General features: G+C 55.4%; 21 protein-coding genes. 17 read left to right on the plus strand and 4 right to left on the minus strand.

Features of this window, described 5'->3' with window-relative positions; genetic code table 11:
* Positions 1-22 precede the first annotated feature (22 nt).
* The 13 genes from ACIPR4_RS22210 (at position 23) to ACIPR4_RS22565 (ending at position 6,689) form a co-directional block, all read left to right on the plus strand.
* Positions 23-259 (plus strand): hypothetical protein, encoded by a 237-nt coding sequence (locus ACIPR4_RS22210; RefSeq protein WP_013569577.1) that lies wholly within the window; start codon positions 23-25, stop codon positions 257-259.
* Positions 259-591 (plus strand): hypothetical protein, encoded by a 333-nt coding sequence (locus ACIPR4_RS15360; protein WP_013569578.1) that lies wholly within the window; start codon positions 259-261, stop codon positions 589-591. Before ACIPR4_RS22210 ends, ACIPR4_RS15360 begins: the two co-directional genes overlap by 1 nt.
* Entirely contained in the window at positions 588-755 is a 168-nt protein-coding gene (locus ACIPR4_RS22795) for a hypothetical protein (RefSeq protein ID WP_013569579.1), read from the plus strand. The genes ACIPR4_RS15360 and ACIPR4_RS22795 overlap by 4 nt, the downstream gene beginning before the upstream one ends.
* Before the next feature lie 2 nt (positions 756-757).
* On the plus strand, positions 758-925 hold the full coding sequence (locus tag ACIPR4_RS22800) for a hypothetical protein (RefSeq protein WP_187290195.1): 168 nt from the start codon (positions 758-760) through the stop codon (positions 923-925).
* Positions 922-1,335, plus strand: coding sequence for a RusA family crossover junction endodeoxyribonuclease (locus ACIPR4_RS15365; protein WP_013569580.1), 414 nt, complete (start codon positions 922-924; stop codon positions 1,333-1,335). The genes ACIPR4_RS22800 and ACIPR4_RS15365 overlap by 4 nt, the downstream gene beginning before the upstream one ends.
* A complete protein-coding gene (locus ACIPR4_RS15370) occupies positions 1,335-2,447 on the plus strand; it encodes a DNA polymerase III subunit beta (protein WP_013569581.1) in 1,113 nt (370 codons plus the stop codon). Before ACIPR4_RS15365 ends, ACIPR4_RS15370 begins: the two co-directional genes overlap by 1 nt.
* A gap of 216 nt (positions 2,448-2,663) precedes the next feature.
* Positions 2,664-3,041, plus strand: a complete 378-nt coding sequence (locus tag ACIPR4_RS23405) for a sigma factor-like helix-turn-helix DNA-binding protein (RefSeq protein WP_342612285.1) — start codon at positions 2,664-2,666, stop codon at positions 3,039-3,041.
* Position 3,042: 1 nt separating this feature from the next.
* Entirely contained in the window at positions 3,043-4,086 is a 1,044-nt protein-coding gene (locus tag ACIPR4_RS22980) for a DNA cytosine methyltransferase (protein WP_013569583.1), read from the plus strand.
* On the plus strand, positions 4,079-4,300 hold the full coding sequence (locus ACIPR4_RS15390) for a hypothetical protein (protein ID WP_013569584.1): 222 nt from the start codon (positions 4,079-4,081) through the stop codon (positions 4,298-4,300). Before ACIPR4_RS22980 ends, ACIPR4_RS15390 begins: the two co-directional genes overlap by 8 nt.
* A 19-nt stretch (positions 4,301-4,319) precedes the next feature.
* Positions 4,320-5,276, plus strand: coding sequence for a YdaU family protein (locus tag ACIPR4_RS15395; RefSeq protein ID WP_013569585.1), 957 nt, complete (start codon positions 4,320-4,322; stop codon positions 5,274-5,276).
* Positions 5,209-5,874: a hypothetical protein gene (locus tag ACIPR4_RS15400; RefSeq protein WP_144312450.1), complete on the plus strand. Its 666-nt coding sequence runs from the start codon at positions 5,209-5,211 to the stop codon at positions 5,872-5,874. The genes ACIPR4_RS15395 and ACIPR4_RS15400 overlap by 68 nt, the downstream gene beginning before the upstream one ends.
* Positions 5,858-6,334, plus strand: a complete 477-nt coding sequence (locus ACIPR4_RS15405) for a hypothetical protein (protein ID WP_013569587.1) — start codon at positions 5,858-5,860, stop codon at positions 6,332-6,334. Before ACIPR4_RS15400 ends, ACIPR4_RS15405 begins: the two co-directional genes overlap by 17 nt.
* A gap of 61 nt (positions 6,335-6,395) precedes the next feature.
* Complete coding sequence (locus ACIPR4_RS22565) at positions 6,396-6,689, plus strand: HNH endonuclease (RefSeq protein ID WP_144312451.1); 294 nt, start codon at positions 6,396-6,398, stop codon at positions 6,687-6,689.
* 1,218 nt (positions 6,690-7,907) lie between these two features.
* Here the strand turns inward: ACIPR4_RS22565 and ACIPR4_RS22985 are convergent.
* From ACIPR4_RS22985 to ACIPR4_RS15420, 3 genes are read right to left on the minus strand one after another with little or no spacing between them, the layout of a single operon-like run.
* The gene (locus tag ACIPR4_RS22985; RefSeq protein WP_013569591.1) at positions 7,908-8,411 is read right to left on the minus strand and encodes a hypothetical protein; all 504 of its coding nucleotides are present in this window, start codon (positions 8,409-8,411) and stop codon (positions 7,908-7,910) included.
* A gap of 8 nt (positions 8,412-8,419) precedes the next feature.
* The gene (locus tag ACIPR4_RS15415; RefSeq protein ID WP_013569592.1) at positions 8,420-13,303 is read right to left on the minus strand and encodes an RHS repeat domain-containing protein; all 4,884 of its coding nucleotides are present in this window, start codon (positions 13,301-13,303) and stop codon (positions 8,420-8,422) included.
* 15 nt (positions 13,304-13,318) lie between these two features.
* Positions 13,319-13,999: a LolA-like protein gene (locus ACIPR4_RS15420; protein ID WP_187290196.1), complete on the minus strand. Its 681-nt coding sequence runs from the start codon at positions 13,997-13,999 to the stop codon at positions 13,319-13,321.
* Positions 14,000-14,340: 341 nt separating this feature from the next.
* Here ACIPR4_RS15420 and ACIPR4_RS15425 point away from each other — a divergent pair, with 341 nt between their 5' ends.
* From ACIPR4_RS15425 to ACIPR4_RS15440, 4 genes are all read left to right on the plus strand, one after another.
* Positions 14,341-14,910, plus strand: a complete 570-nt coding sequence (locus ACIPR4_RS15425) for a helix-turn-helix domain-containing protein (protein WP_083811948.1) — start codon at positions 14,341-14,343, stop codon at positions 14,908-14,910.
* Complete coding sequence (locus tag ACIPR4_RS15430) at positions 14,907-16,889, plus strand: phage terminase large subunit family protein (RefSeq protein WP_013569595.1); 1,983 nt, start codon at positions 14,907-14,909, stop codon at positions 16,887-16,889. Before ACIPR4_RS15425 ends, ACIPR4_RS15430 begins: the two co-directional genes overlap by 4 nt.
* A gap of 264 nt (positions 16,890-17,153) precedes the next feature.
* Positions 17,154-18,128, plus strand: a complete 975-nt coding sequence (locus tag ACIPR4_RS15435) for a tyrosine-type recombinase/integrase (RefSeq protein WP_041586132.1) — start codon at positions 17,154-17,156, stop codon at positions 18,126-18,128.
* Between the two features lie 373 nt (positions 18,129-18,501).
* Entirely contained in the window at positions 18,502-20,091 is a 1,590-nt protein-coding gene (locus ACIPR4_RS15440) for a hypothetical protein (RefSeq protein ID WP_013569597.1), read from the plus strand.
* Between the two features lie 499 nt (positions 20,092-20,590).
* On the opposite strand, the gene ACIPR4_RS15450 is transcribed toward ACIPR4_RS15440, so the two are convergent.
* A complete protein-coding gene (locus ACIPR4_RS15450) occupies positions 20,591-23,911 on the minus strand; it encodes a TonB-dependent receptor (RefSeq protein WP_013569599.1) in 3,321 nt (1,106 codons plus the stop codon).
* Positions 23,912-24,134: the final 223 nt, after the last annotated feature.

Consider the following 24,134-nt stretch of genomic DNA (forward strand, 5'->3'; position numbering starts at 1 on the left):
AGATCCGAAAGGACTTACAAAGATGCTCAAGAGAGAAAAAGCTTTAGAACGGCAGCCGATCGGTCGGCTGCCGCATGTTCCTCGACTCAACCCCCTCAAAAAAGCCCTTAGCTTCATCAGCGCATTCTTCTGCAACTGTGAGCATCGTGATGCCTCGCACCCTTACCTCGGCATGCAGTTCTGCTGGGCCTGCGGCCGTGTGCGCAAGTATCGACATGGCGTGTTCTTCAATGGCTTCTGGCACCGGGAGGCGCGCTGATGGTCGCCCGCCACGTCCACTCCCAAGACCCGTCGAAGAACAAGCATCGCGGCAGAGCGGCAAGCAACGCCGCCTTCCTCGCAGCCAAACAACAGACCGAAGCCGTTCGCGAGCAGATCCTCGCTGAGCTTCGCCGGAAGCCTTTTGGTCTGACCTGCAAAGAATTGGCAGAGAGGGTCGGTCGTCCGATGCACTCCATCTCCGGTCGTATTGCGGAGTTGAAGCTGGCGGACCGAGTCCAGGCCACGGACGAGCGCCGCGACGGTGGAACCGTCATCGTCGCCCTCAATCCCCAGCGCGGCCTTCTCTCCGGAATGGAGGCACAACAGTGACCCTTCCTAATCTCGAAGCCTTCGACTTTGGGGAGTTCTTGGTCGAGGACTGCCGCCCGTTCAACCTTGCCAGCATCATCAGCTCCTTCAGCATGGCCATGGCCGCACTCGTCACTGGCGCCTTGATCGCAGGCCGTATCGGCTTTCTATGCGGGTGGTGGTAGCTATGGCAACCTGTCCAGCCTGCACGCACCCGCGTCCGACCCAAGCGCACTTCCAGATGCACCTACGGAAGAAGGAGCTGGTCACAACGAAGATGTTCATCCTTGGCCGCTGGGAGTTGGTCTATGTCCTTCCCTCGCCACAATCGTTGAACGATGGAGGGACGAAATGACCGCTATTTCGCTTAGAGTTCCGTTGGTTCCACCCTCGGTCAACCATTACAAACTACCGATCGAGCGCAGGAGCCGTTTAGGTCGCACGTGCCTCGGATTTCGCGTAACACCGGAGGGCAAGGCGTTCAAGGCTGCAATTGCGATTGCAGCAAAGGGACAGTCGATTGCGCCAGCAACGCAACGTGAACGCGACAAGATCCGCTACTACCTCGCCGTAACTATCGTTCTTGGCCCTGGACAGCGAGGCGACGGCGACAACTTCTGGAAGTGCATCGCGGATGGCTTGGTCGAAGCAGGCGTAATCCATTCCGACGCACGTGTAAAGGTCTGGCACCTCGAACTTGACGACGAAGACCGCACCAATCCGAGGACGGAGATCTTCGCCTCGGTCATGAATGGAGAGAAGTGATGGCAGACGTAAAGATGAAGACCAAGATGCTGCGGTCGGCAGTGGAGATTGTTCGCCCCGCGATTGCAAAGGCGTCCGTGGGCATCCCAGCCCTTCGGACAATCAAGATGGAGAAGATGCCCGAGGGCATGGGCATTTCGGCAAACAACCTCAACGTCGGAATTCGCGTGAACCTGCTGACAGAGTTTCCTGACGATAGGCCGGTCGCAATCTCTGCGGAGCGCCTCCTTAATTATGTGAAGTTGCTCGATACCGAAGAGGTGTCGATCACCTTCAAGAGCGACAAAGCCCGCTTCAGCTCCGGAGCCTGCCGCGCCCAGGTGCCGACGGTCGAAGGTGCTCCTGAGTTTCCGATGCCCACAGAGGGGCAGACGATCGCTATGGCTCAGGACGTCCTTTTGCGCGCCCTTCGACACGTTGCATTCGCGATGACAGAATCGGAAAACCGGTTCGTTGTCGACGGTGCCCTTCTCACCGCGAAAGATGGCTACCTGGAAGTCGCCGCCCTCGATGGGTATCGGATCTCGGTCTATCGAATCGAGATGAAGGGCCTTCCCGAGTGCGAGATCCTTCTCCCCGGTGATTTATGTGACGCGCTGCTGGCCACGCTACGCGATTGTGATGCGACCGTCTCGATACAACTTGGCGAAAGCGCAATCGGAGTTCGGATGGAAGGCATCGAAGCGCAGATCATCGAGATCCGTGCAGGCCGCCTCGCGAAGAAGTTCGCGCCCTACAACAAGATCCTCCCGGAAAACCGTCGCCTAGCGATAGTGCTTCCTGCACCGCGTCTACTGCTCGCCGCACAGCGCTGTATCGCGATGGCGGACATTAAAACGCAGTGCATCCGCATGTACTTCGAGCGTGAGTCGATCACCTTGAACGGCGCGACGCCTGACTCGGGCGACGCCGACGAGGCCGTTTCGATTGAAGGTGGACCTCAAACGAAGCTGGCCATGGCATTCAAAGGTGAGTACCTGGTCGACGCTTTGAAGAAGCTGCGCGGCGATGTGACGGTCGACATCGGCGAGAAAGACCAGGTCATGATGCTCTACGCAGAACCGTTCGAGGGAGAAACCTTGCGCTACGGCGTGATGCCCATGCGCGTGTGAGGTAGCCGCCTCCCAACGGATCAAATTTATTCGATCGAAACAGTTGTCGAACTGGTGGCGAAGGCCACCCGAAGGACGGAGCACGTTTTGAAGAAAGCAACTACGAAACAAGAGAGGAAAAGTGATGTACTCAACGCTCAACGGCCTGGAACAGTTGTCAGTGTTCTTGCTGATAGTAATGGTGACCATGGTGCTCGTCTGGCTGGTGATTCTCGTGTGCCTTTCCAGAGAGCACGAACGGGAAGAGCACACGCGGGCGAGATCGGTCAGAAGCAAACTCCCTCCACACTTCGGAAACAAGCCGGGCCCGCCCGCGAACTTGGTGATGCCATCCCCGGCTCCGTACAAAGCCGCAAAGAGATAGCAGGCCCAAGAGTGAAGGGAGGCTACGCGCAGGACCGGTGCATGACCCTTGAAGAGATCGCCAAAATTGAAGGCGTTACACGCGAACGGATACGTCAGATCGAAGCGATTGCATTGAAGAAGCTGCGGGAGAGCGGCATCACGCTCGGCATCCTGAAAGAGCTCGACGCCACTCCTTCGGCACGCCAGTATGCACGCCCAACTGGAGCTGCACGTATAGGAGGCCAATGAGATGGCCGAATTTACAGTCGGTTCGCTCTTTGCTGGTATCGGCGGCATTGACCTCGGTTTCGAGCGGGCGGGGTTCCGCACCGTTTGGCAGGTCGAGATCAACCCTTACTGCCAGCGTGTGTTGGCCAAGAACTTTCCCCATGCGGAGCGGTATGCAGACATCAGAGAGTGCGGAGCCCACAACCTCAAGCCAGTCGACGTCATTGTCGGAGGTTTCCCCTGCCAGGACATCAGCAATGCAGGAAAGCGGGCAGGAATCACCGGAGAACGGTCTGGACTTTGGGGAGAGTACGCACGCATCGTTCGCGAGCTACGACCCCGCTTCGTCTTCGTGGAGAACGTCGCAGCTTTGCTTGGACGGGGAATGGGAACAGTACTCGGAGACCTGGCCGAAATCGGGTATGACGCGGAGTGGGAAATCGTATCTGCTGCCGACGTCGGCGCTCCGCATCTCCGCGAAAGGATCTGGATTGTGGCCTACCCCAACTGTGGGCGGCGGTGGCCAAACGCTGCCAGATGGAACTACTCCTCAAGGGAAAACACCGGAAGGGCGGAAGCAGACGGTGTGCTTGGAGCGATACGTAAAGCAAGTGGAGCGCGGCATGTGGCCGACTCCTCGTGCGAACGATGCGGAGAAGCGCGGCAACTTCGATGTGATGAACCCCCGGAACGGTCTACCTGCGGCAGTGAAGATGCTGCCAACACCGAAATCCTCGATGGCGGACAAGGGAGGCAGGGGAGATCTACTTGCCATAGTGAGAACGGGCAAAGTAAGTGGCCGAAAGCATTGGCCGACGCCCAGCACGATGGATCACATCGAGCGCAAGGGAATGAGGCCGAGTCGGGCAGCGACAGGGCGGACGACAGGTTACCTGAGCGAATCAGTCAGTGGGCAGTTGAACCCAACGTGGGTCGAGTGGCTCATGGGATACCCGCTCGGGTGGACCGACTTAGAGGACTCGGTAATGCCGTAGTGCCGCAGATACCGGAAATGTTCGCACGACAGATCCGCACAGCACTGGAGGAGCAGGTGAACAATGCCTAGCGAAACGCCCACTCTGAATCGCAAGAAGATCCCGACCCAGAAGTCGCTTGGCGAACAAGCCGACTGCTTCACCAAAGACGGTCGCTATGTGTGTGGCGGAACCGTAGTCGGCTACAAGAACTCTCCCATGGTCTGCCTAGAAGATCCATTCGGAAACCAGACCTGGGCACGGGCAGACATGTGTCAGGTCCGCGATGACGCGGACGCAGCGTAGGAAGGAAAGGAAGTAGACCGTGCCGGAACCGTGGCAGAGCTGGGTAAAGATCGACATCGATGCGTGGCAAGGAAGCGCCACCGTCCAGGAGATGACGGACGCGGAGTATCGCGCTTACGACAACCTTTTGAAGGCACAGTTTCAGCAGCCTGACGGCATGCTGCCGAACGACGAGAAGGAGCTTGCAAAGCTGAGCCGCAAGCGTGCTGACTGGCCGCAGATCCGCGAGCATGTGCTTGAGCAGTTCAAGCAAGGCCCGGAAGGTCGCATCTTCAACGCGCGCATGTATAACGAATGGCTCAAAGCTCAGGAACTTCACCTCAAAAGGAAGAACGGCGGCAAGGCAACATCCGAGAGGCGATGGGGAAGCACTCCGGAAGACGAAGGTTCTAGCACTCCACAAGCTGAGCAACAGACAAACAATAGCTCACCTATAGCTCAGCTACCTGATTCCGAAGCTGAGCAACCGGTAAGAACGGTACGGAACGAGACGGAACGGAACGCCACGGAACAAGAACGGCAAAAGCCTTCCGCGACCCGCGTGGTGGAACTTGCCGAGGAGTATGAATCCATCGCAGCGCAGATCGTCTGCGCCCACCCTAGCGCGACTTCGCGCAGCATAGGGCCGATGGACGTGACACATGCGCAAGTGACTGCTGTTCTCGAAGCCGTCACCGCTGAGTGCTTGTCCACCGGTTGTTCACGCGCTATGGCCGAAGAAATCATCCTGCAGCTTACGCAGGACATCGCGAAAGCCGTCGCGCAGTGGCCACCGGGTGACAAGGGATTCTTGAGCCGCATAGAGCGCTTCTTCCGTGAGCGCGAGTACCGCAAACCAATCGAAGAGTGGCAACGAGGAGAGAAACATGCAGGCCGAAGCAATCGAGCGCAGGAGCGCACAAATCGCAATGTCGCCGCCTTCCAGCGCGCTAGCGGACTTCCGAACGACCCTGGCGCAACTCATCAAACCGGATGACTACCAGCGATCCATCAACCGTCTTCTGCTCACGATGGCGGAGGCACGGCAAGCGTCCCTCAGCGCAGAGACGTACCTGATCTACGGCAAGGCGCTGTCACCTTTCGATATGCAGGACGTCCGTGGTGCGATCGCGGAGCTTGCGATGGAGATCCGCGGCGAAGGACAGACGGCAATGCCGGAACTTGGTCGCGTGTTGGCAGTAGCAAAGCGGCTGCGTGGCCAGCGTCTCGAAGCTGAGCGACAGGAGAAGGAGCGTCGTGAGCATGAAGAGTGGGTCGAGTATCTCCGAAACAATCCGGAGGAGAGGCGGGAAAATGCCCGCATCTTTACTGACGCCGTGAGTCGCATGACGGATGATCGTCACCAGGCTGCGCCGATGGATCAGGACGAAAAGCTCCGCAGGCTTCGCGAATCCATGGCGGCGCGCACGTACGAGTGCGCTGCATGCGAGATGCGGAAGTCTTTTACACCGGCAGACTTTCGCGCTGAAGCGGACAGACGCGAGCAAGAGAGTGCGGAGAAAGAGAACGCCGCCCGATTCGCCACGGAGATGGAAGCGATCGCGCAAGGAGGTAGCGATGGAACAGCAGAATGAGAATGGAGTCCCTGACGGTGTGCCGACAGGCGAAAAGATCGTGCAAGAGCGCAGGACGTGGCTCGGAGGTTTGCTGCCACGCTTCAAACAACCGGAAGCGCTTTACTACTTCCGCATGATTGAGGTTGCGCTGGAAGAAGCGCAGGATGGGAAGAAGGGCGCACCTACAGACGAGGCTCTGCTCGCGCGCGATTGGATCGCCCGTCCAACGCCCAAGATCAGTGACCGCCTGGCGTATCTGACGAGCTTTAGTCACGCGTGCTTCGTTCTGGAGTTAGCTGAAGATGTCATCCGCTGCAGCTTGTTAGGTGTGATCGATAGAAAACAGCGCTTCGATACGCGCGAATGCGCTGAACGATTGGCTGAGCTTCAATCTCATCCTCTCGAAGGTGACGAGGTAGAACTCTTCGATGCGCCCAGAGTGGTGCCCGTTCGCGATCAGGGGGTACTTTTCGCGTGAGATGCTCCGTCGGACTCCCCTCAACAAAGTACGCGAACGCCCACGGCGTAAAGGCAAAGCGATGCCTAAGCCTGCGGTGCGTATCATGCGCGACGGCCGCGAGATCTGCACCGAAACCGCCCACGGTCGCGCGGAGTATCGACGGCGCCGTGATGCGATGTGGAGCCGGGATCACGGTATTTGTTGCATTTGCGGAACGCACGTTGATAGTGAAGACGCGACCTTTGAGCATTGGGAAGGGCGTGGGATGAACGGCGGACATCGAGACGACCGCATCGAACGAGACGGCAAACCCTACAACGGCATAGCGCACGAGCTCTGCAACAGCTTGAAGGGATCGCGGCGACAGTCATGAGACGGGCGATTCTTCGTCTCGTCCACCCGTTCGATCAGTCGTGCATCTCCGGCTCCGGGATCGCTTGCCCCTTAGCCGCACGGAAGTGGAGATTGAGAAGTAGCGACCGCAGAGCCAGGACTGCGCCCAGCGCAACCTCCCCAGAGTCCGGCCCGGACTCGGCCGACGCCTACAGCAACGCTTCCCGAACCCACTCCGTCAGGCGCATCTCGGCATCACGCGCACGTTCCTCCAGCAAGGCAGGTCACTCCGCCTCCGAGATCTTCCCGCCGACAGCCTTCGTGTATAAGGGCGGCTTCATAGAGCACCGCTTGGTCTGGATTTTGATGGGAGTTTGGATCGTGGCCGCACACTGCCTGCGCGTCGATGACAAGACAGCAAGGGGGCCGGAGGTGGGCTAAGGATCTGCAACTTCTAGAGTTCCCCTACAGCAACGTGCGCACGACTCCAGACTAACGCTTTTGCTGGCGTTTCTATTATCCGCCCTGTTTTCATGGGTTCCTGTACAGCAACCTAAGGTTGTTGTACAGGAACCATTCTGGGGTGTTGTGTCATCCCCAACCCCATGCGAAGCATGGCATTATCGCTTCTCGTATACCAGCCGCGTTTTTACGGTGAGGGCTCCCGGCTTCCACGTCTCCTCCGTAATGCTCTGGCCGTCCGTCATTCACAACAACGCCATTGAGCTTCTCGACCGTAAGAAGTCGTCGAGAGGTTTCCGATTTTATGGACAGCGTGGCTCGGGTGCCACTGTATGTTCCATGGATTACTGATTCAGCCCATCCAGCCTTGCGTCGGCGTATTGCCTCTCCATCGGGAAGCTTAGATGGAAGATCATTCCGTTCACCGCCGTAACCAGTCTTTGCGGTCGTCGATCAAGAGCTTCCATACCAAGACCGGTGCACTCTTGGGCACGATGACAAACGCGTAGATGCCTAACGCATGAACCAGTAGTCCTAACAATCCGAATTGTGCCAAATCCTTGCTTGGAGCTTTGCTCATGAGTTCACCTCTGTGAGAGGAACAGCCGCAGCACCCTGCAACTTCCTGAACAAATCGTTCTGGCTTGAGCAGTTGATTTTGAGGCAGCCTTCCGAGCTAGGTCGGAGATGACCGCCGTGTGACAAAAATCCACTCCGCCCATATCCAGGAGCTGCACATACTCGGTAAACTACGCCGCGATTGCTCGCCAGCGAAGCATCGAACTTCGCGTCTCTTTTATTGAATCGCGATCGCAGATAAATAGGGATACATTGACACTGCTCGATCAACCCAGTCACTAGGCATCCAAAGATGGCCTCCGTCACTAAGCGCAGACCGTACGGCATGTACAAACCATCGCTTCGACGGTGGGACAATCACGCACTCCGTGCAGTTCGTTCCCAATGCATCTGCCGGACTTTCCTCTGGCCCATCGTTGAGCCACTTGATGTAATCCCTTGCTGTAGCTCCTCTTCCAACTTCGATGGCTGGAAAGGCATTGAATAGCCTATGAAAGTAGTAGATTGGGTCCGGTTTTAACACAACATACGAAAAATAAGGATCTCCTGACCATTTCAGTAGCTCCTGGAGCATATTCGCAAACTCAATGGTGCAAATCTGCGCATCATCAAAGGTCAGCCTTTTGAAGGCGGTTGGTAGACGACCACTGTCGGTATCAACACATGACTTCGCCTCGAGGTAGAGATGATCGAAACGATCCTTATCCAAAATCCAATTCATATACGCACCTATTTGAGCCTGACTTTCCCCACCACGCTGCCATTATCTTTGACCTGAGCTGATGGGCCGTCTGTCGATCTAGCTTGTGAATATACCGTATATTGTCTATCTCCTTTGACATACACGGGAGTTCCATCGCTCGCCGCCGATTTTGTGAATCCACCATCTTGGAGCTTCGCTCCAATTTGGTCAGGTGTGAGCTTGATACCCTTGTTATCGATGGATCCCGGTTTGGTGAGATCCTCAATCTCATCGCTTGCGAGGCCTAGATCGCTCTCTAAGATTTCCGCCAGCAACACAGCCCATTGCGCGCTTTCAACAGATCGAGGATTTAGCTTCTTGCTCAGCCATTTATTAACTGCCAGATTGTTACGCCAATTCATAAAGTTGTCATGGGTCTGGCGAATAATTTGACCTCTCGTTAGAGGATCAGGTAGATCAACGCAGCTACCCGACGTCAGGGTATTCGTTTGTGAATTCCATAGATCAGGACCACATAAAGTAGCGTGACCATCCTCATCCCGCCTCGTCATGGGGTTATTGTTTACATAGCTATATAGGTTGAGGCTTTGCGGGTTAGCGAGAAGAACCCAGGGAACGGGGCTCGGACTATCCGCCCAGTCTGGTGACATAAATCTGCCCAGGCTGCTCGCGTAATACCTCGCCCCGAAGTTATCTAGGCCGCTTTCGGCGTCTCGTTCTTTGCCGGTAAATTTGTAACGGTTCGTAGTGGCGGCGGGATTTGGCTCTTGGCCGAAGGGCAGGAATTCCCCTTTCCACAGAAGGGTACCTGAGGCATCTAACTCCAACTGAGACGTCCCTACCTGATCCGCGATCATCCAGCGATAGACATTGTTTGGGTCGACACGAGCTATTTTCTTCCCGTTAGCGAAGATGTAGTCGGTCCACCAACCGTTCTGGTCTTTCTCGCTTAACAACTCACCGCCGAAGGAGCTGTATTCCCGGAAGGATATGCTGTGGCCTGAGCTATCCAACTGATCGGCCCGAACCCGTGCGCCCATCGCGTCGTAGCTATAGAGCGCCTTCAGATTTAGCGTACTATTCTGTGCCGCATAGAGACGGGACATGCGGCTTTCCGCATCCCACGTGTACGCCTGTGCATTACTGTTCGGCGTACCCCAGCACAATAGGTTTCCCGCTGCATCGTAGCCCGTGGTCTCTCCGTTTGCGCCGACACAACTGAACCGCGCTTCAAGTGCGGAGCCGCCGCGGAGGTACCGATTGTTCGCATCGTAGTCGACGCTGGGGGCAAGCGCTTGCGTCCCCGGGACCTGCGTCATGTTTCCGAAGGAGTCATAGCCATACGCCATCTGTTGCATACCGACGAAGTTCGGTCCAGTCCATGAGATGAGCCGATTGAGGCTGTCGTAACTCATGGATTGGCTGTAGAGTGCGCCCGCGGTCCCATCCGCAATACTCCAGATGTTGCCGTTATTGCTAGATTCGCTGCCGCAAGCACCTGTTGCATTCGGCTGAAAATGATAGGTCTTGTTTAGGTAAGTGTTCGACCCTTGAGTGACCACATCGGTGCATGTTTGTAGCCGATTGTTCTGTCCAAATTTTTCTACAACACCATTGCCGTAGCTCAGGCTCTGAACGGCACCGTTGGGGAAATAGCTCATCGCCGAAACCATCACTTTGTTCAGGCTTTCATCCGTCACTGCCGTTAAACGGCCCGCCGCGTCATAGTCCTTCCGAAGTGTACGTCCATCAGGATAGGAGATCCGCAGCGGATTGCCGGTCAGATCGTATGTAGTATTGATGCTGTGCGACGTGGATCCCCATTCAGAGGGCGGCGCTCCAGTCCAGTGATTGAGCCGGCCAACGTTGTCATAACCAAAGTATTGGTCGTCACAGTTCTTACGACTATTGATGTCGCAGGTATTGCCAGCTAGGTCTGGGTTAAACGATCGGATAAAGCTTAGATGCCCGACCAAATTGCCGCCAAGCAACGAAGTAGCTCCCCAGGTTCCCACTAACCCGTCATAGAAGTAAAGATCCGTCGACGCGCCCAAGCGTGATTTCGATGTCAGGCGATTCAACGCATCATAACCGTAGGTCGCTGTTGCCCCGCGAGCATCAGTTTTCGCCATAAGGTTCCCATTTGCGTCGTAACCATTTGAGCAAATTCCACTAGTCCAAGTTCCGTAGCAGATTGTTCCCGTCTCCGGATTGGTCGCTGTGATAAGCCGCGAAAGCGAGTCATACGTGAAGCTGCGAGAACGCCGAGCATCGCCCGCAACTCCAGTCTGGGTCGCAGTCGTAAGATTCCCGAGAGAGTCGTAAACATAGCCGGTGGAAGCACCGGTTGGCTCGATCACATTGCCGAGGCGGCCTAGCGCATCGTAGTTTCGTGACCAGGTGTGTCCGGTCTCATCGGTAAAGACGGTCTGGCTACCGTTATAAGACCACTGTTGGGTAGAGCCATCCGGCTGCGTCTGGAGTGTCTTGCGGCCTAGTGAGTCGTAGGTGTAACTGGTCGTTGCAAATGAAGAATCAGTAAGGCGATAGGGATTGCCCGCCGTGCTGATTCGGCCAAGATTGTCGTAGCCGTAATCCGCCGTGTAAATTTGGCTACTACCGCTTTCCGTAGTCGTCGCCGTCAAAACGCGCCCCAAGCCATCAAAGGACTTTGCTTTGTTTATCGTCTGCCCAGCAGTGTTCTCGGCGATCTGGACATTCTCAAAAGCGGGGGCGGAGTCGGAGCGGGAGAACTGCTGCCATCCACCATCCGGAAAGCTGATCCGATTCACTCTCGCGAAGTTGTCATAGGACGTCGTCGTCCAATTGTTGTTTAGATCGGACGCCTCCAGCCGGGTTCCAGTGCAGAAGTTGTACCGGAAATTAGAAGTATGCTGAAGCGCATCCTGAACCTGGGTGAGATATGCAAATTCATTGCTGGATGACGGAGCGCATCCCAGCGAAGACCACGCGTCTTGATAGTGGAAATTCGTGACGTGACCGAGCGGATCTGTAGTGGCGACCACATTGCCTGTGTCATCGTAAGACTGAAGACTATCGATCGGTCCGGTACCATTCAGGGTGTAGCGTCTGACACGAGTGAGATTCCCTCGATAATTTCCTACTTGGATATGGGTTGAGCTGTCCGCTCCCGTTACAGCCAGACCATTGCTATAGACATCGTATTCGTTGTCTGTTTTCGCCATGCCACCGCCCGTGCCCGTGACCGTTTGCGAAGAGATGAGGCTCCAGTTGTATTGCAAACCTTGCTCATAACCGGTTGGTGTGGTCTCTGTATCCCGGATAAGCGCCCCGTCGAAGCCGAAGATTTTCTCGCTCGTGACAATCGGGCTTTCACCAGGCGCAGGAGTCTCGTTACAGTTGGTCTGGGAATAGGGATACTGCGGGCAAATAAAATTCTTGGTGAAGTATCCATAGGTTGCCTTGGTCGCTACCTGGGGCTGTCCCCCCGAATAAAGCGTTGTTGTGACTTGACTCTTTTGTTCGGCCGTATCGTATTGCGTACTGATGGCTTGTAGCGGTGTACTCTCTCCCTGATAGATCACGCGATTCGATTCGAGGGCCTGGTGCTGGATCATCGGGATGAAATCCACATGCGTCCGTCCGTCGCTATTGCGGACATCGATTCCACTATTCTCACCTAGCCCAAGCGTGTGAATCGTCGGAGTATAGGTGGTTCTCACTTCTGGGGAACACCGCCCTGAAGAATTGGAACAAAAATACTTCGCGCTCACTTCACGATGCGACATGTTCGAGCAAGTGATGCCAACATAAGCTCCGTTGACCTGCTCTGATCCAGGAAAGTCGGTGTACTCATAACGAACATATCCTCCCGTGGGATAGTTCACGCGTGTGAGTTCCTCCATTCCGTTCAACGTCAGTGTATAGGTCCGTGAGGGTGAACCCGAAAACGTGACGGTGTAGATGCTTCCTAACGGAGAGAGTGTCGAGGTCGTATTCTGCGACTCGCCGACCGAATCTGTGCAGGTTGCCTGTAGTGTAATGGGGTCGCTCGTGAGCACGCGATGGATGCTGATCGTGCGGTCTTGTCCATCCTCCCCTTTATAGGTGACAACCCAATCGGTCGTTGAACCAGGGCTCAACTGTCCTTTGGAGTCCGTGATTGGATTACTACTCGTCGTGATGGTTACGGTTCGACCGACAGTATCTTTGATACTGTAATTCCCTGTGAAGCCATCGAAGGCATACGTAATGACGTTGCCGTTTTTATCGGTATCCTGGTTTCCCCGAAGTTGCGACCCGTCCGGGCGAAAAAGGCCGCCATTGTTGAAGTCCAAGCGATAGAGCGAACCATCGTAGGCATCCGACACATGCTTTTCCAGCTCTGGATGAGCAATGTCCCCCATGCAGTTGGTGATATTGCCAAAGGAGTGAGGTGCCCCAGTTTCATCGAGATACACATATCCAGCCGAGCAAATGATATTGACGTAGCCGGAGGGCTGTCCAAAAGCATCGTGCAGAACATCTTGTCCTACGACGGGATTGGATGAAGCCACAATTTGCGGGATATGAATCGGACTGTCAGTAAACCAGTTTGGCAATTGCCAGCCTCCAAAGACTCCGTAGGCCGAGGTCTCATTGACTGGATCGAAAGGCCTCTCGTTCAGCGTTGGAGAGAGCGCCTTGCTGTTGAAAACGAGATTGAGATGCAGATCATGCCCGGCTCTGCCGGGAAGCGAAACGAGTGGCAGCGTAAACTGCACGTTCCCATTCGTGAGATTAATATTCTCGTCGTTTGGGGAATAAACGCCGTCCGCAGGGAGCCCCGTTTCATTCGCGGGCGTGATGGGCGACTGCGCCCAGAGAGAAACGACGGACTGGAGCAAAATGAAGGCGAGGGCAGGCAGAATCTTGCGCATAGTAGGCATCGGAGTCTTCCGGAATTACTGCAAGGGCTGAAGAGCAAGTGTGATGGGCGCGACGTTCCCGTGTTGCAGTGTGATCTTCGAAGGAAGAGCAACTCCAGAGACATTCATGTAATTGGAATATTCGAGAGTCGTCAACGTGAAAGAGTCGGGGGAACTTGGAGGATGGCCGCAAATTCTTATTATTTTTACAAGACCACTTTGTGGATCCAATTCAACTTCGGCTGCGGCGGAAGTCGCTGGCGCAACGGGCTCTCTCTGAATGAGAAAAAGCGTGTCGCTCTTCCTTGAAACCTTCACCTTGCCGCTGCTGACCAGATCTTGAGGCAGCAGATCCTGGGGAAATATGAAACGGTGCGTCAAGTTATCTCGTAAGGGCTTACCCCCTGCAAGCAAACGCGTCCGATCCTTATTCAAATCGATTTTGAGGTTGGACACGACCGACGTTTGAACAGCTGCGGAGAGGCTCAGTTGGCCTGCGAGCTCGATGTGACCTGAACCGATGGGAGTGATGGCCTTCTCTAGCGCTGCCATAGCGGCGTCATCGGATTGGAGCGACTCGAAGGCAGGAGGACGACATAAGGCAGGATGTTCCTCTGCGACATAACGGTGGAGCACAAGGGTCTGAGAGTGAAGAGAGCCCGCCTGTAGAAGCAGGATGGACGCCATAATGCAAAACACGATTTTTGCGCGTTTCAAGGAGACCCTTTCGTGAGTCTTTGATCGAATATCCACTTCGCAGGATTTCGGTTAGGTGATGTGCTTTGGGAAGCCTAGACGAAACAGATAGTACAGGAACGATGAAGTGAGGGCCGAAAAATTTGTATAAATTCTCGCTTTCGACTGCAACGAAAACAGATCTTTCTAGCCCCGCCGATGGATGCGCTTCTCCGGGCTCCTAACCGAGGAGTGACGCCGGTCCCTGATTCCGAAAGGTACTTCCCGGATCTTCGCTTTTGCGGGTGACGCGCCACCGCACGGTCGACCTAGCGACAGGGTTTTTGCCAGTTCATTTCCATTTCCATGATTCTCCGGGTTAGATGCCCGCAGATTTGCCCAATGAGATGGAGTGCCTCGACATAGAGGACGTAGCTTCCATGCTTGGCAAGTCTGAGCGGATGATCCGTAACTACATCAAAGACAATGGGTTGCCATTCGTTGGCGATGGACGAGAGCGGCGCTTTATCTGGGCAAAGGTGCTGGAGTGGTACGTCGCTTATCGGATCAATCTTGATGGAAATCGCGGAAATGGACTCGGCGCTTCGTCCCTCGCTCCGCAAATTCCGACTTCCGAAACTTTCGACGAGGCCGCCCTCCGAAAGTTGAGAGCTGAAGCTGACCTGGTCGAACTCAAGCTCGCCAGTGCGCGCGGCGAAGTCGCGGCCATCGCCGACGTCGAGCGCGTACTGGCGGCGTCGAGCATTTCAATCCAGACTCAGCTTCTCGCCGTGCCGTCCCGCCTTGCGACGCAGATGCTTGGCCTGGAAGACCACGGGCGCGCCATTGCGATTCTCGAAGCGGAGATGCGTCAGGTCCTTACCAACCTCTCCACAATTGATGCCGTGCGCGAAGCTACCGGCCTGGCCGACCGCGAGGCGGATCTCAGTTGAGCCCGTACGCGACATCTCTTGAGGGTATAGAGCGCCTTCGGGTCGCGTTCACCAAGGGGCATGCCCTTCTCGCTCCTCCTCCGCCGCTGACGCTCTCGCAGTGGGCTGACCTGTACGCGTATGTTCCGCCCGAGGCTGGCGCGTTTCCGGGTAAGTTCTATACCGGCAGCGCGGAGTATCAACGTGGCATCCAGGACGCGATCACTGACCCGACCATCGAGACCATCGTTATGCAGATGTGCTCTCAGAGCGGGAAGACGCAGATCCAGATGAATACCCTTGGCTTCTTCTCTCACTATCAGCCATCGCCGATCTTGTTTGTACAGGCGACGGAGGGTGAGGCGGAGAAATTTTCCAAGAATCGCATTGCGAAGATGATTCGCTCTACTCCCGTGCTTAGGAAGCTCTTCCCGTCCCCTCGCGCGCGTGATTCGGGAAATACGCTGCTCAATAAGGAATTCCCAGGCGGTGTTCTTATCCTCGCGGGTGCTAACGCCCCGGCTGGACTCGCCTCCATGCCCATTCGCATCCTGGAGATGGATGAGGTCGATCGTTATCCGGAGAGTGCGGGCACTGAAGGCGACCCGGTCGATCTAGCCCGCAGGCGCACGTCGACGTTTTGGAACAAGAAAGAAATCCTAGCCTCGACGCCTGGCATTAAGAACCTCTCCAGAATCGAGAAAGCAGAGGAGGAATCTGATCGCCGCCGGTACTTCGTACCGTGTCCGCACTGCGGAACGTTTCAGGATCTCCGGTGGAGGCGGCTTCAATACACCATCGACGGCGGCACTGGCCGGATCATCGATGTCTTCTATGCGTGCGAATTCGGCTGCGAGATCCGCGAACGGTCGAAGCACGAGATGATCCGGAAAGGAGAATGGCGAGCGACGGCCGAGAGCCGCGATGGAAAGACCGCGGGCTTCCACCTAAATGCTTTGTATCCTCCGTGGCTGAAGTGGACTGATCTGGTGAGCGAATGGCTCACGGCGAAGACATCCCTCGAACGTAAGAAGACCTTCATCAACACACGCCTAGCTGAGACGTGGGAAATCCGCGGCAAGGGTGCCGACCTTCACGAACTGGAGAAACGGAAGTCTGAACTGGAATTCGCCGAAGAATTACCGGCTGGAGTGTTGTTTATCACTGCTGGCGTTGATGTGCAGGATGACCGCCTGGAGTGCACCCGCTTCGGTTGGGGAATGGATGAAGAGCGCTGGGTGATCGATCATGAGATCTTCCGTGGTGATCCCTCTTTGCCAGAAACCATTACAGGTGAAGACGGGAAAAAGATCCGAAATGTAGATAGTCCGTGGGCTCACCTCGAAGCGCATCTCCGCACGTCACTGTCCCATACGCTCGGCGTCACAATGACCGTCGCATGCGCGCTGATCGACTCCGGTGGTCACCATACGGCGCGGGTCTACGAGTTCACGAAGAAGAACGCCGCGCGGCGCTGGCACGCCATCGTTGGCCGCGCCGGTATCGGGAAACCGCTGGTCAGCAGGGGGAGTGAGCAGGGACCGTCGCATGCCATGCTCTACACGGTCGGCACGGACACAGCGAAAGAAGACATCTTTACAAGCTTCCAAGTGAAGGAAGAGGGTGTCGCCTACTGTCATTTTTCCAAGGGTTTAGCTCCGGAGTACTTTCGTCAGGTAACCAGCGAGCAGTTGGTGAAGGTGACAAGAGATTACGTAACGAAGCTGGAGTGGAAGAAAAAAGGAGAACGGAACGAGGCGCTCGATTGCTTTGTGTACGGCCGCGCTGCAGTTGCCGTACTTCAGCCAAAGTACAAGTCCATCCAGCAACGATTGACGGAGCGCGTCGAGAAGTTGAAGGAAAAAAGAATGAAGGAAGTCGCGCTCCCGGAAGAGAAGCTGCCAGATCCTCCTCCAGAGCCGGAAGTTCAAAAGGTGAGTACCGCGCGAGTTCCGAAGCGGAGAAAGCGAGGATACGTCAACGCGCACAAGCACTGGTGAGTCGGTTTCGATGGTGAGAGATATTCGGCTATTGATGGTGTCGCTCCTGAGCGCATACGAGCGCTACATGATGCATAACAATAGGAATCTAATGTTATACATTCGTGTTTGTCGACCAGCAGGAGGCGACGAACCAAGATGGGACACGGAATGGATTCGTCCGAAATTGCATAAGCGAATAAAAGGCGAACGCAATATGATCTCTCTCAGCACTCAATAGGACATATAGCCTGCCCGGCATGCCGGCTGGCGAACGAGAAGATCATGAGCATTGACACTGGACTACCTGGACTTTACTTCCCTGTTGCTGCGGACCGATGGATGGAATGGCGCCAGCCCTACCTGAAAAATGGAACTGCAGGAACTTACCTAACCTACATCGCAGGTCTTGACCGCTTCTTTCGAGCTCTTCGACTGGAAGAGATAACCCCTGGCCACATGCGTGAATACCAGATACATCGCTCCCGAAATGAGGGCGGATTCTGGGCTAAAGCCGCAGGTCCCAGCGTCGTCAATCACGAACTCAATACGCTCTCTCAGATCCTCGATCACGCTGGCCTGTGGGAGCCGATGAAGAAGTTCTACACCCCTCTAAAACTCCCCCGGTGGACCCCGCCCCGAACTATGACGCAAGCGGAAGAGGATCAGCTATTCGCTATTGCGGCAAGCAATCCGGATTGGGAGCTTGCTTATCTTGTCGCGTCGATCACGAACAATACGACTGCGAGCGGAGTCGAACTTCGCTATCTGAAGATCTCCGACGTCATGCTCCACACGAACCCGCCTCAAATTCACATCGCCAGCGATGCTGTGAAGAACGAGTTTCGTGGAAGACGTATACCTCTCAATGAAACCGCTCTAAAGCAGTTCGAGCGAGCGTTGATGAGGGCACACAGGCTGGGATCTACGCAGCAAACTCATTACCTCTTTCCTCTTCGAGTCCACCGTGGCGCATATGACCCAACGCGTCCTGCAAGTTCGTCATGGCTGCGTAAGCCATTCGACGAGCTACGTAAAGCTGCGGGCCTGCCTTGGCTTCGTCCACATGATCTTCGCCACCAGGCAATCACCCGCATGCTTGAGTGTGGTGCACCCGAAACGAGCGTCATGGCAATCGCGGGTCACGTTTCACGTCAGATGATGGAGCACTATTCACACACACGCATGGACGCAAAAATGGAAGTGCTTCGCGCGATCGAGCCGCAGCGGTTTTCCCCAGCTCTTCGCAGAAGAGCCTAGATACAAGCTTTAGCTTGCATAAAAATAGCTGTTGACGAAGAGCGAATGTTTCTCTAGATTCAGTTTCATACACACAAGGTTTCAATACCTTGTTTCACCCGGAAGCTTAGAGCGGCAGCCTAAGAAGTAAGAGCGGCAGCCTCCGAAGCTGTAGGTCAGAGGTTCGAATCCTCTCGGGTGCACCATATCGAGAGGCCTCGTACATCCGAAAGGGTTACGAAGATGCCCAGAGCATTACACACTTAGAGCGGCAGCCGATTGGTCGGCTGCCGCTTATTCTTTATTTCCATCCCTTCCCTCACCTCGGACTTGTGCTCAACTGCGTTCCGCGCATCTTTGCCAACGCGAGCCTCGTCCATTTAGGCAGACGACTATGACCCTTACCACCTCGCTTCGCTTTCTAATAGCCGGATGCTTGTTTGGCCCTGTGATCTCTCCTGTGTCAGGGCAGCAGCGGACCCAGTCCGCAACACAATACAGGGCCGAGCAGTTCGCCGGGGTCGACCTTGGGGCAAAGATCGTGGCCGCCGACGCGGCCATGAAAGCAGCTGGGGTGGCTGAAGGTACGATCAGCGTGAATGCCTCGGGAAGCGTCCCCAGTCCCATCTCCCTGAGTCAGGGGCACTCCCTGCGTCTCAATGCCCCGGTGACACTCAATGCGGTCATCACGCTCACCGGCAATAATAAGGTGAGCTGTGCTTCTGGCGTTTTGATCACCGTGCACGCGGGTTTTGGTTTTAAATCGACCGGCGACAACCCAAGCTTGCAGGACTGCAAGTTCGCTGGTGACGGCTCGGCCGATGCGACCGCCCTGTCTACCTCCAATTCTTCTCACATAAAAATGAGCAACGTCCAGGGTAAGAACATCGGCATCGTCCACACCATGGGAGGTGCGGATCTGCAGGTCTCTCATGTTTCGGTGACGGGAGCGGTCTACGGCGTGGTGTTCCAGGGGACCAACAACGTGACTGCCGAGGATGTCGCCTGCGACGGTACCGCGAACTGCGTGCAGTGGTTCAATCGCGACTCCAACTTCAACGCCGGTGGCCCGAACTCAAGGGCGATGGTGCAGTCCATGGGTGCGGGTCATTACCGTCTTAACAACATCCGATGTCATAATGTGACCGCCTGCGCCTGGGGCTCCGTGGGATACGACGCCGTGGTCTCTAACAGCGTAGCGGTCAACTGTGCGGACGTGTGTTTCGATGCGGAAGGTTCCATGGACATCAACTTTCTGAATGACACAGCAAGCGGCGGCAAAAACGGCGATGGTTCGGTCTTTTTCTTCAGCAACAATGTAAGTTTTACGAACCCCCACTTCACTGCCGCCGGATTTCTCATCAAGGTCTACAACTCGTCGCTCAACCCGAACCTGAGCTCGGGCCTTCACGTGACCGGAGGTCTACTGGATTGCGGCAAGAGCATCTGCACGGGCTTTGGCGGAGACGCATGGACGGACCTGACGATCGAGGGCGTCGAATTTCGCAACGCGACCATCACAGCGGCCACGCAGGGCGGCGGATCGCATCTGCGCAATAACCATCTGCTCTTCAACGTGGAAGCTGGCGCTCCTTTCAGCGCCGTTGGACTTCCAACCCGTATCTTCGGTTCGCTCACCGAGATCGAAAGCAACCGCATCGAAGGGGTAACGCAACCCGCAAAATCTTCCGGAATTACGGTGGAATCGAGTTACTTCAACGCAACCCAGACCTTCCAGATTCGCAACAATACCATTACCGGCTTCCCCATCGACATCTACACGGCAAATGACGGGGCTAACGTCGGCGTCGGCACCGATGTGGTTCTCGACGGGAACCGAACGGGATCGAATACCGTGATCCACGTTCATCCCGGAGCCAACCACGACACTTATTCCGAAACCAGCCGCTTCACTCTGAGCGGGGGGAAATGGATCAAGGCGGACCTATCGCAGCCGGGACCTGCGAAAGCTTCTCCCCGGTAAAGAAAGTCCAACGCCGCATCCTGCGCTACCTATTCTTTCTTCTCGCAAAAAATCGCACTGGATAGCAGATGGGCAGCTTGATCGATTTCTGCTGCGTAACCCCGTACATGGACGGTGGACGACCCGTCACGTTCGATCAGGTAGGCCAGACTTCGAATGCGCTCGAGTTCCGATGAAGTTAACTGCGCAATATTTTCGGATATATCAGGTGTGCGACAAGCTCTTACTGCGGATTTCTTTTCGGCTGTTATATACCTTTCGTTCATGGCATCACCCTTTACCCACAGCATTTTTTGAGATGCTTTCAAATCAGTCAGTCAACGGACTAGATCGTTACTGCGGATTTAGGGAGTCGTTTTCTGACATATTGTGGCGAGATGTGGCATCGCTTATGCCTGTTAGTGGTCTAAGTTATGTAAGACTCGAACTCTTCAAAGCAGAAGCAACGCAGAAAAGCCCCGACGGCTGCCAGGGCTTTTCTGATGCTTCTGCTTTCGGGTTAGAAGAATAGCTTTGCGGTGAACTGCATCTGACGCGGCCCAAACAGGACGCCGGAGGTGGAGCTCGGTGTTCCAAACGCTGGGGTACCAGTGTAAGGAACGATATCCGTCGTGTTGCTGTATTGGAATGCCGTCGTGTTGTACGACAGAATCTGCTTCCGGTTGGCTACGTTGAATGCTTCGACAAAGAGCTGCATTTTGACGTTTTCGTGGATGGGGAAGTCACGCGAAACGCGGGCATCCACATTGCGAACGCCGTTGCTTGGAAACGCATTACGCTTGAACTGGGGTGCACGTCCAGTGGAGGGCGATGGGCTGTTACCCACCGAACCTCCTGTCACACCACCTTCAAAGCCGCCGGAAGCATTACCACTCATACCAGCAGTGAGAGGAGTTCCAGTCTGCTCTGTTGCGATGACTCCCAGACCCCAGCCGTTCACGGCGTAGCTTGCAAAGTGATTCGACAGAGCAAGTTTCGGCGACCACACAAGGCTGCCGACAAAACGACCGCGCATATCCAGATCGGAACGGCTGTATTCACTCAGCGTACCGGGGTTCTTCAGATTGAACGGATCCAGAATCGTGTCGGTACCGTTGAAGGTACCGAACTGTCCGGGAACCTGTCCGCCGTCGATTGCCTTGGCCCAGGTGTAGTTAACCAGCAGCTCGATCTGATGGCTGAAGGGCTTGCGAATGGTAAAGGCAGCGGAGTGATACCAGGAGTTCACACCCGAGTAGCCTACAAGGATTCCGCCATCGTTCGGAGAAGGACGGCCCAGAGAGCTGGCGTAGAAAGGAACGGTTACCTGGCTCGTTACCGGGCCAGTTGCAGAAGTACGAATGGAGTAAGTCCGCGTCTGCGTTGTGTGGGGTTGGTTTGCGTCGATGAAGTAAGGCAGACGCATACCGCGCGTTCCAACATACGCAACCGTCAAGCTGACGTTTCCAGGAAGCTGCTGTTCGACCGCAAGATCCATGGAGTGGGTGTAGGGATTGGTGAAGTTTGGATCCTGACCTCGGAAGGAAAGCTTCTGCAAGCCTGCCGAACCATTGACAGTGGGAGTCACTGCACCAGCGAATGGAGCAGCCAAGGGCAGGCCCGGCGGCGTGAACAGAACACCGATGTTGCTCGGCGAACCTGCGGGGAAGGTATACGTTACGGGAGTGATGTTGGCATTTGCAGGGGTGGACTGCGCAACGCTCAGCGAATACGCCTGCTGATAGACACCGTTCTCCACCCGCGTGGCATAGAAGGTTGAGTTGGAGGTGAGGCCATAGAAGATGCCATAGCCTCCGCGGACTACAGTGCCCGTATAGGGGGACCACGCAAAGCCGATACGCGGCTGGATCATCTTGTAGTTTGTCTTGATCGTTTTGGTAAAGAAGTTACCGAGCGGAGAAGCTACACCGTTAAAGCTTGTGGTGTACGGATTTGGAGGTTGAGGCACAAGTTGCGTGTCGTAGCGTACCCCGATGTTCATCGTAAAGTTCCCCGAAGGCTTCCAGGTATCCTCGATGAACCCCGCGAGATCCTTATTCCAGAAGTCGTCCGCACCGATATGAGTGATGGGATCGTTCACCTGCGCGAAGCTGGAGTAATGGCGTCCACCGTTTACACCAAAGACGTCCTGCACCCAGTTATTGAAAGCTGCCTGCGTTCCACTGACCACGTTATTCGCCGTAGCGCTGCAAGGAGTGATGCCTTGAACTGTAGGATCCGCGCACTGGTTATTGAGTGCGGCATAGGAATATACGCCGCCGCCCTGGAAAAGATTTGCGAGATACTCGTGGATCAGGTTCACATCAACGCCTGCCTTGAAGATGTGGCGTCCCCATACCTTGGAAATCGTGTCAGCAGCTTGCCAGCGATGCTCGTCAGGAAATGCGAGACGAGGAAGGGCATTCGGCATGCCGTAAGCCTGTACGCCCGAGATCGTAACCGAAGGTCCAGGAGCATTCGCCGAGGTAACTTCGAGATCGCGGCCCCATTGGAAGCGAAGCGCATTCGTCATGGTGGAACTTAGAACCGATTCCCAGTTCGCGATGAAGAACCGCTCATGGAAATCGGCGCGACCGTTTGCCGAAGCAGAATTTGCCGTAGCCGTTGTTGCCGTGTTGTAACCATTGGGCAACTTGTAGTTTTCGAAGTTGAATTCAGCGCTGATATGGTTATTGCCATTGAGCTGATAGTCAAGACGCGGGAAGAAAATGTCCTGCTTCAAAACTCGGGGAGCGGGGCCCGCAAGGCTGAGGAGGTAATTCTTCGCCAAGGTGCAGTTGGCTGCGTTCACACCGTTGGGGCAGGTAAAAGTGGAAATCGGCGCGGAAGAGCTATAGAGAAGCGGGCTCGAACGGCGGAATCCATCATAAGTAAAAAAGTAGAAGAGCTTATCCCGAATAATTGGACCACCCACCGAGCCGCCAAACTGCTGCTGCTGGTGAATTGCCGGCTGAAGCAGTGCAGCATTCGCGCCGGGCTGACGTCCGTTGAACTTCGTAAGCGGATCCAGCGCATTCAAGGTCGGGTAACGGAGGTAGTAAAACAGATCACCGTGAATGGTGTTCGTTCCATTCTTCGAAACGGCATTAATCTGTCCGCCCGCAGCCTGACCGAACTCCGCAGAGTAACCAGAAACAGAAGACTGGAATTCCTTAATCGAGTCCTGCGAGAACACGTACGGTGCACCGCTGGTACGGCCGCGGCCTTCTGAAAAGAACGCCTGCTGATTGTTCGCGCCGTCGATCAGGTTCGTGTTGTAGAGACCCGAAATACCGCGATAAGAGATAAGACCGCTGCTGCCATCGGGAACTACGTTCGTGCCAAGCAGTACAAAGTTGTCATAACGACGACCCGCTACCGGCAAACCACTGACCAACGTCTGATCGATGGTTTGCGAGACGTTCGTCTTGTCTTCCTCGATGAGGGGTGGAGCATCAGTCACGGTCACTTCCGCATTGACGGAGGCCGCGGGAAGACTCGCATCCACGGTCAAAACCGCACCTACGGTTAGAATCAGGTTTTTGTGGTCTACCTTGCCAAACGAACCGCCGCCAACAATCACTTCGTAGCGACCAGACTGCAGAAAGGTCGAGTTGAAGCTACCGTTTCCATTCGTTGTCAGGGAACGCGTCGCGCCCGTGTCGGTGTTGATGATTTGCACCGGGGCATTGGGAATCGCGGCACCCGAGCCGTCCGTCACATTACCTGAGATTGTGCCGTTACCGGCGGTCTGTGCATAGCCCGTCGTTGCCGTCAGCGTACAGGCAGCCATAACCCCAGCCGCAAGGACACTACTGAATACCAGATTCTTAAATTTCATAAATTGCGTCGCTCCTCAGAATTGTTGCGTCCCGCCCCCGCGAATTGCGGCGATGCGGGCTTAGAGAAATACGTTCGGCTGCTCGCTCGAACTCTCGAAAACACACCAGAGTTCCCCGTTCAGTGAACACATGAATCAGGATTTTGGTGATATTTCTAGCCTCAGGGACACCCCTCCCCCATGTCAAGGACATTCCCCGACGAAAAGACAAAAGGCAGCCCTT

The sequence above is a fragment of the Terriglobus saanensis SP1PR4 genome, from assembly GCF_000179915.2.
Taxonomy (GTDB): Bacteria; Acidobacteriota; Terriglobia; order Terriglobales; family Acidobacteriaceae; genus Terriglobus; species Terriglobus saanensis.

Bases quoted from the DNA above. Each gene is read 5' to 3' on its own strand.
- ACIPR4_RS22210 (WP_013569577.1), top strand. From the start codon at position 23: ATGCTCAAGAGAGAAAAAGCTTTAGAACGGCAGCCGATCGGTCGGCTG.
- ACIPR4_RS15360 (WP_013569578.1), top strand. From the start codon at position 259: ATGGTCGCCCGCCACGTCCACTCCCAAGACCCGTCGAAGAACAAGCAT.
- ACIPR4_RS22800 (WP_187290195.1), top strand. From the start codon at position 758: ATGGCAACCTGTCCAGCCTGCACGCACCCGCGTCCGACCCAAGCGCAC.
- ACIPR4_RS15365 (WP_013569580.1), top strand. From the start codon at position 922: ATGACCGCTATTTCGCTTAGAGTTCCGTTGGTTCCACCCTCGGTCAAC.
- ACIPR4_RS15370 (WP_013569581.1), top strand. From the start codon at position 1,335: ATGGCAGACGTAAAGATGAAGACCAAGATGCTGCGGTCGGCAGTGGAG.
- ACIPR4_RS22980 (WP_013569583.1), top strand. From the start codon at position 3,043: ATGGCCGAATTTACAGTCGGTTCGCTCTTTGCTGGTATCGGCGGCATT.
- ACIPR4_RS15390 (WP_013569584.1), top strand. From the start codon at position 4,079: ATGCCTAGCGAAACGCCCACTCTGAATCGCAAGAAGATCCCGACCCAG.
- ACIPR4_RS15400 (WP_144312450.1), top strand. From the start codon at position 5,209: ATGTCGCCGCCTTCCAGCGCGCTAGCGGACTTCCGAACGACCCTGGCG.
- ACIPR4_RS15405 (WP_013569587.1), top strand. From the start codon at position 5,858: ATGGAACAGCAGAATGAGAATGGAGTCCCTGACGGTGTGCCGACAGGC.
- ACIPR4_RS22565 (WP_144312451.1), top strand. From the start codon at position 6,396: ATGCCTAAGCCTGCGGTGCGTATCATGCGCGACGGCCGCGAGATCTGC.
- ACIPR4_RS22985 (WP_013569591.1), bottom strand. From the start codon at position 8,411: ATGAATTGGATTTTGGATAAGGATCGTTTCGATCATCTCTACCTCGAG.
- ACIPR4_RS15415 (WP_013569592.1), bottom strand. From the start codon at position 13,303: ATGCCTACTATGCGCAAGATTCTGCCTGCCCTCGCCTTCATTTTGCTC.
- ACIPR4_RS15425 (WP_083811948.1), top strand. From the start codon at position 14,341: ATGCCCGCAGATTTGCCCAATGAGATGGAGTGCCTCGACATAGAGGAC.
- ACIPR4_RS15435 (WP_041586132.1), top strand. From the start codon at position 17,154: ATGAGCATTGACACTGGACTACCTGGACTTTACTTCCCTGTTGCTGCG.
- ACIPR4_RS15440 (WP_013569597.1), top strand. From the start codon at position 18,502: ATGACCCTTACCACCTCGCTTCGCTTTCTAATAGCCGGATGCTTGTTT.
- ACIPR4_RS15450 (WP_013569599.1), bottom strand. From the start codon at position 23,911: ATGAAATTTAAGAATCTGGTATTCAGTAGTGTCCTTGCGGCTGGGGTT.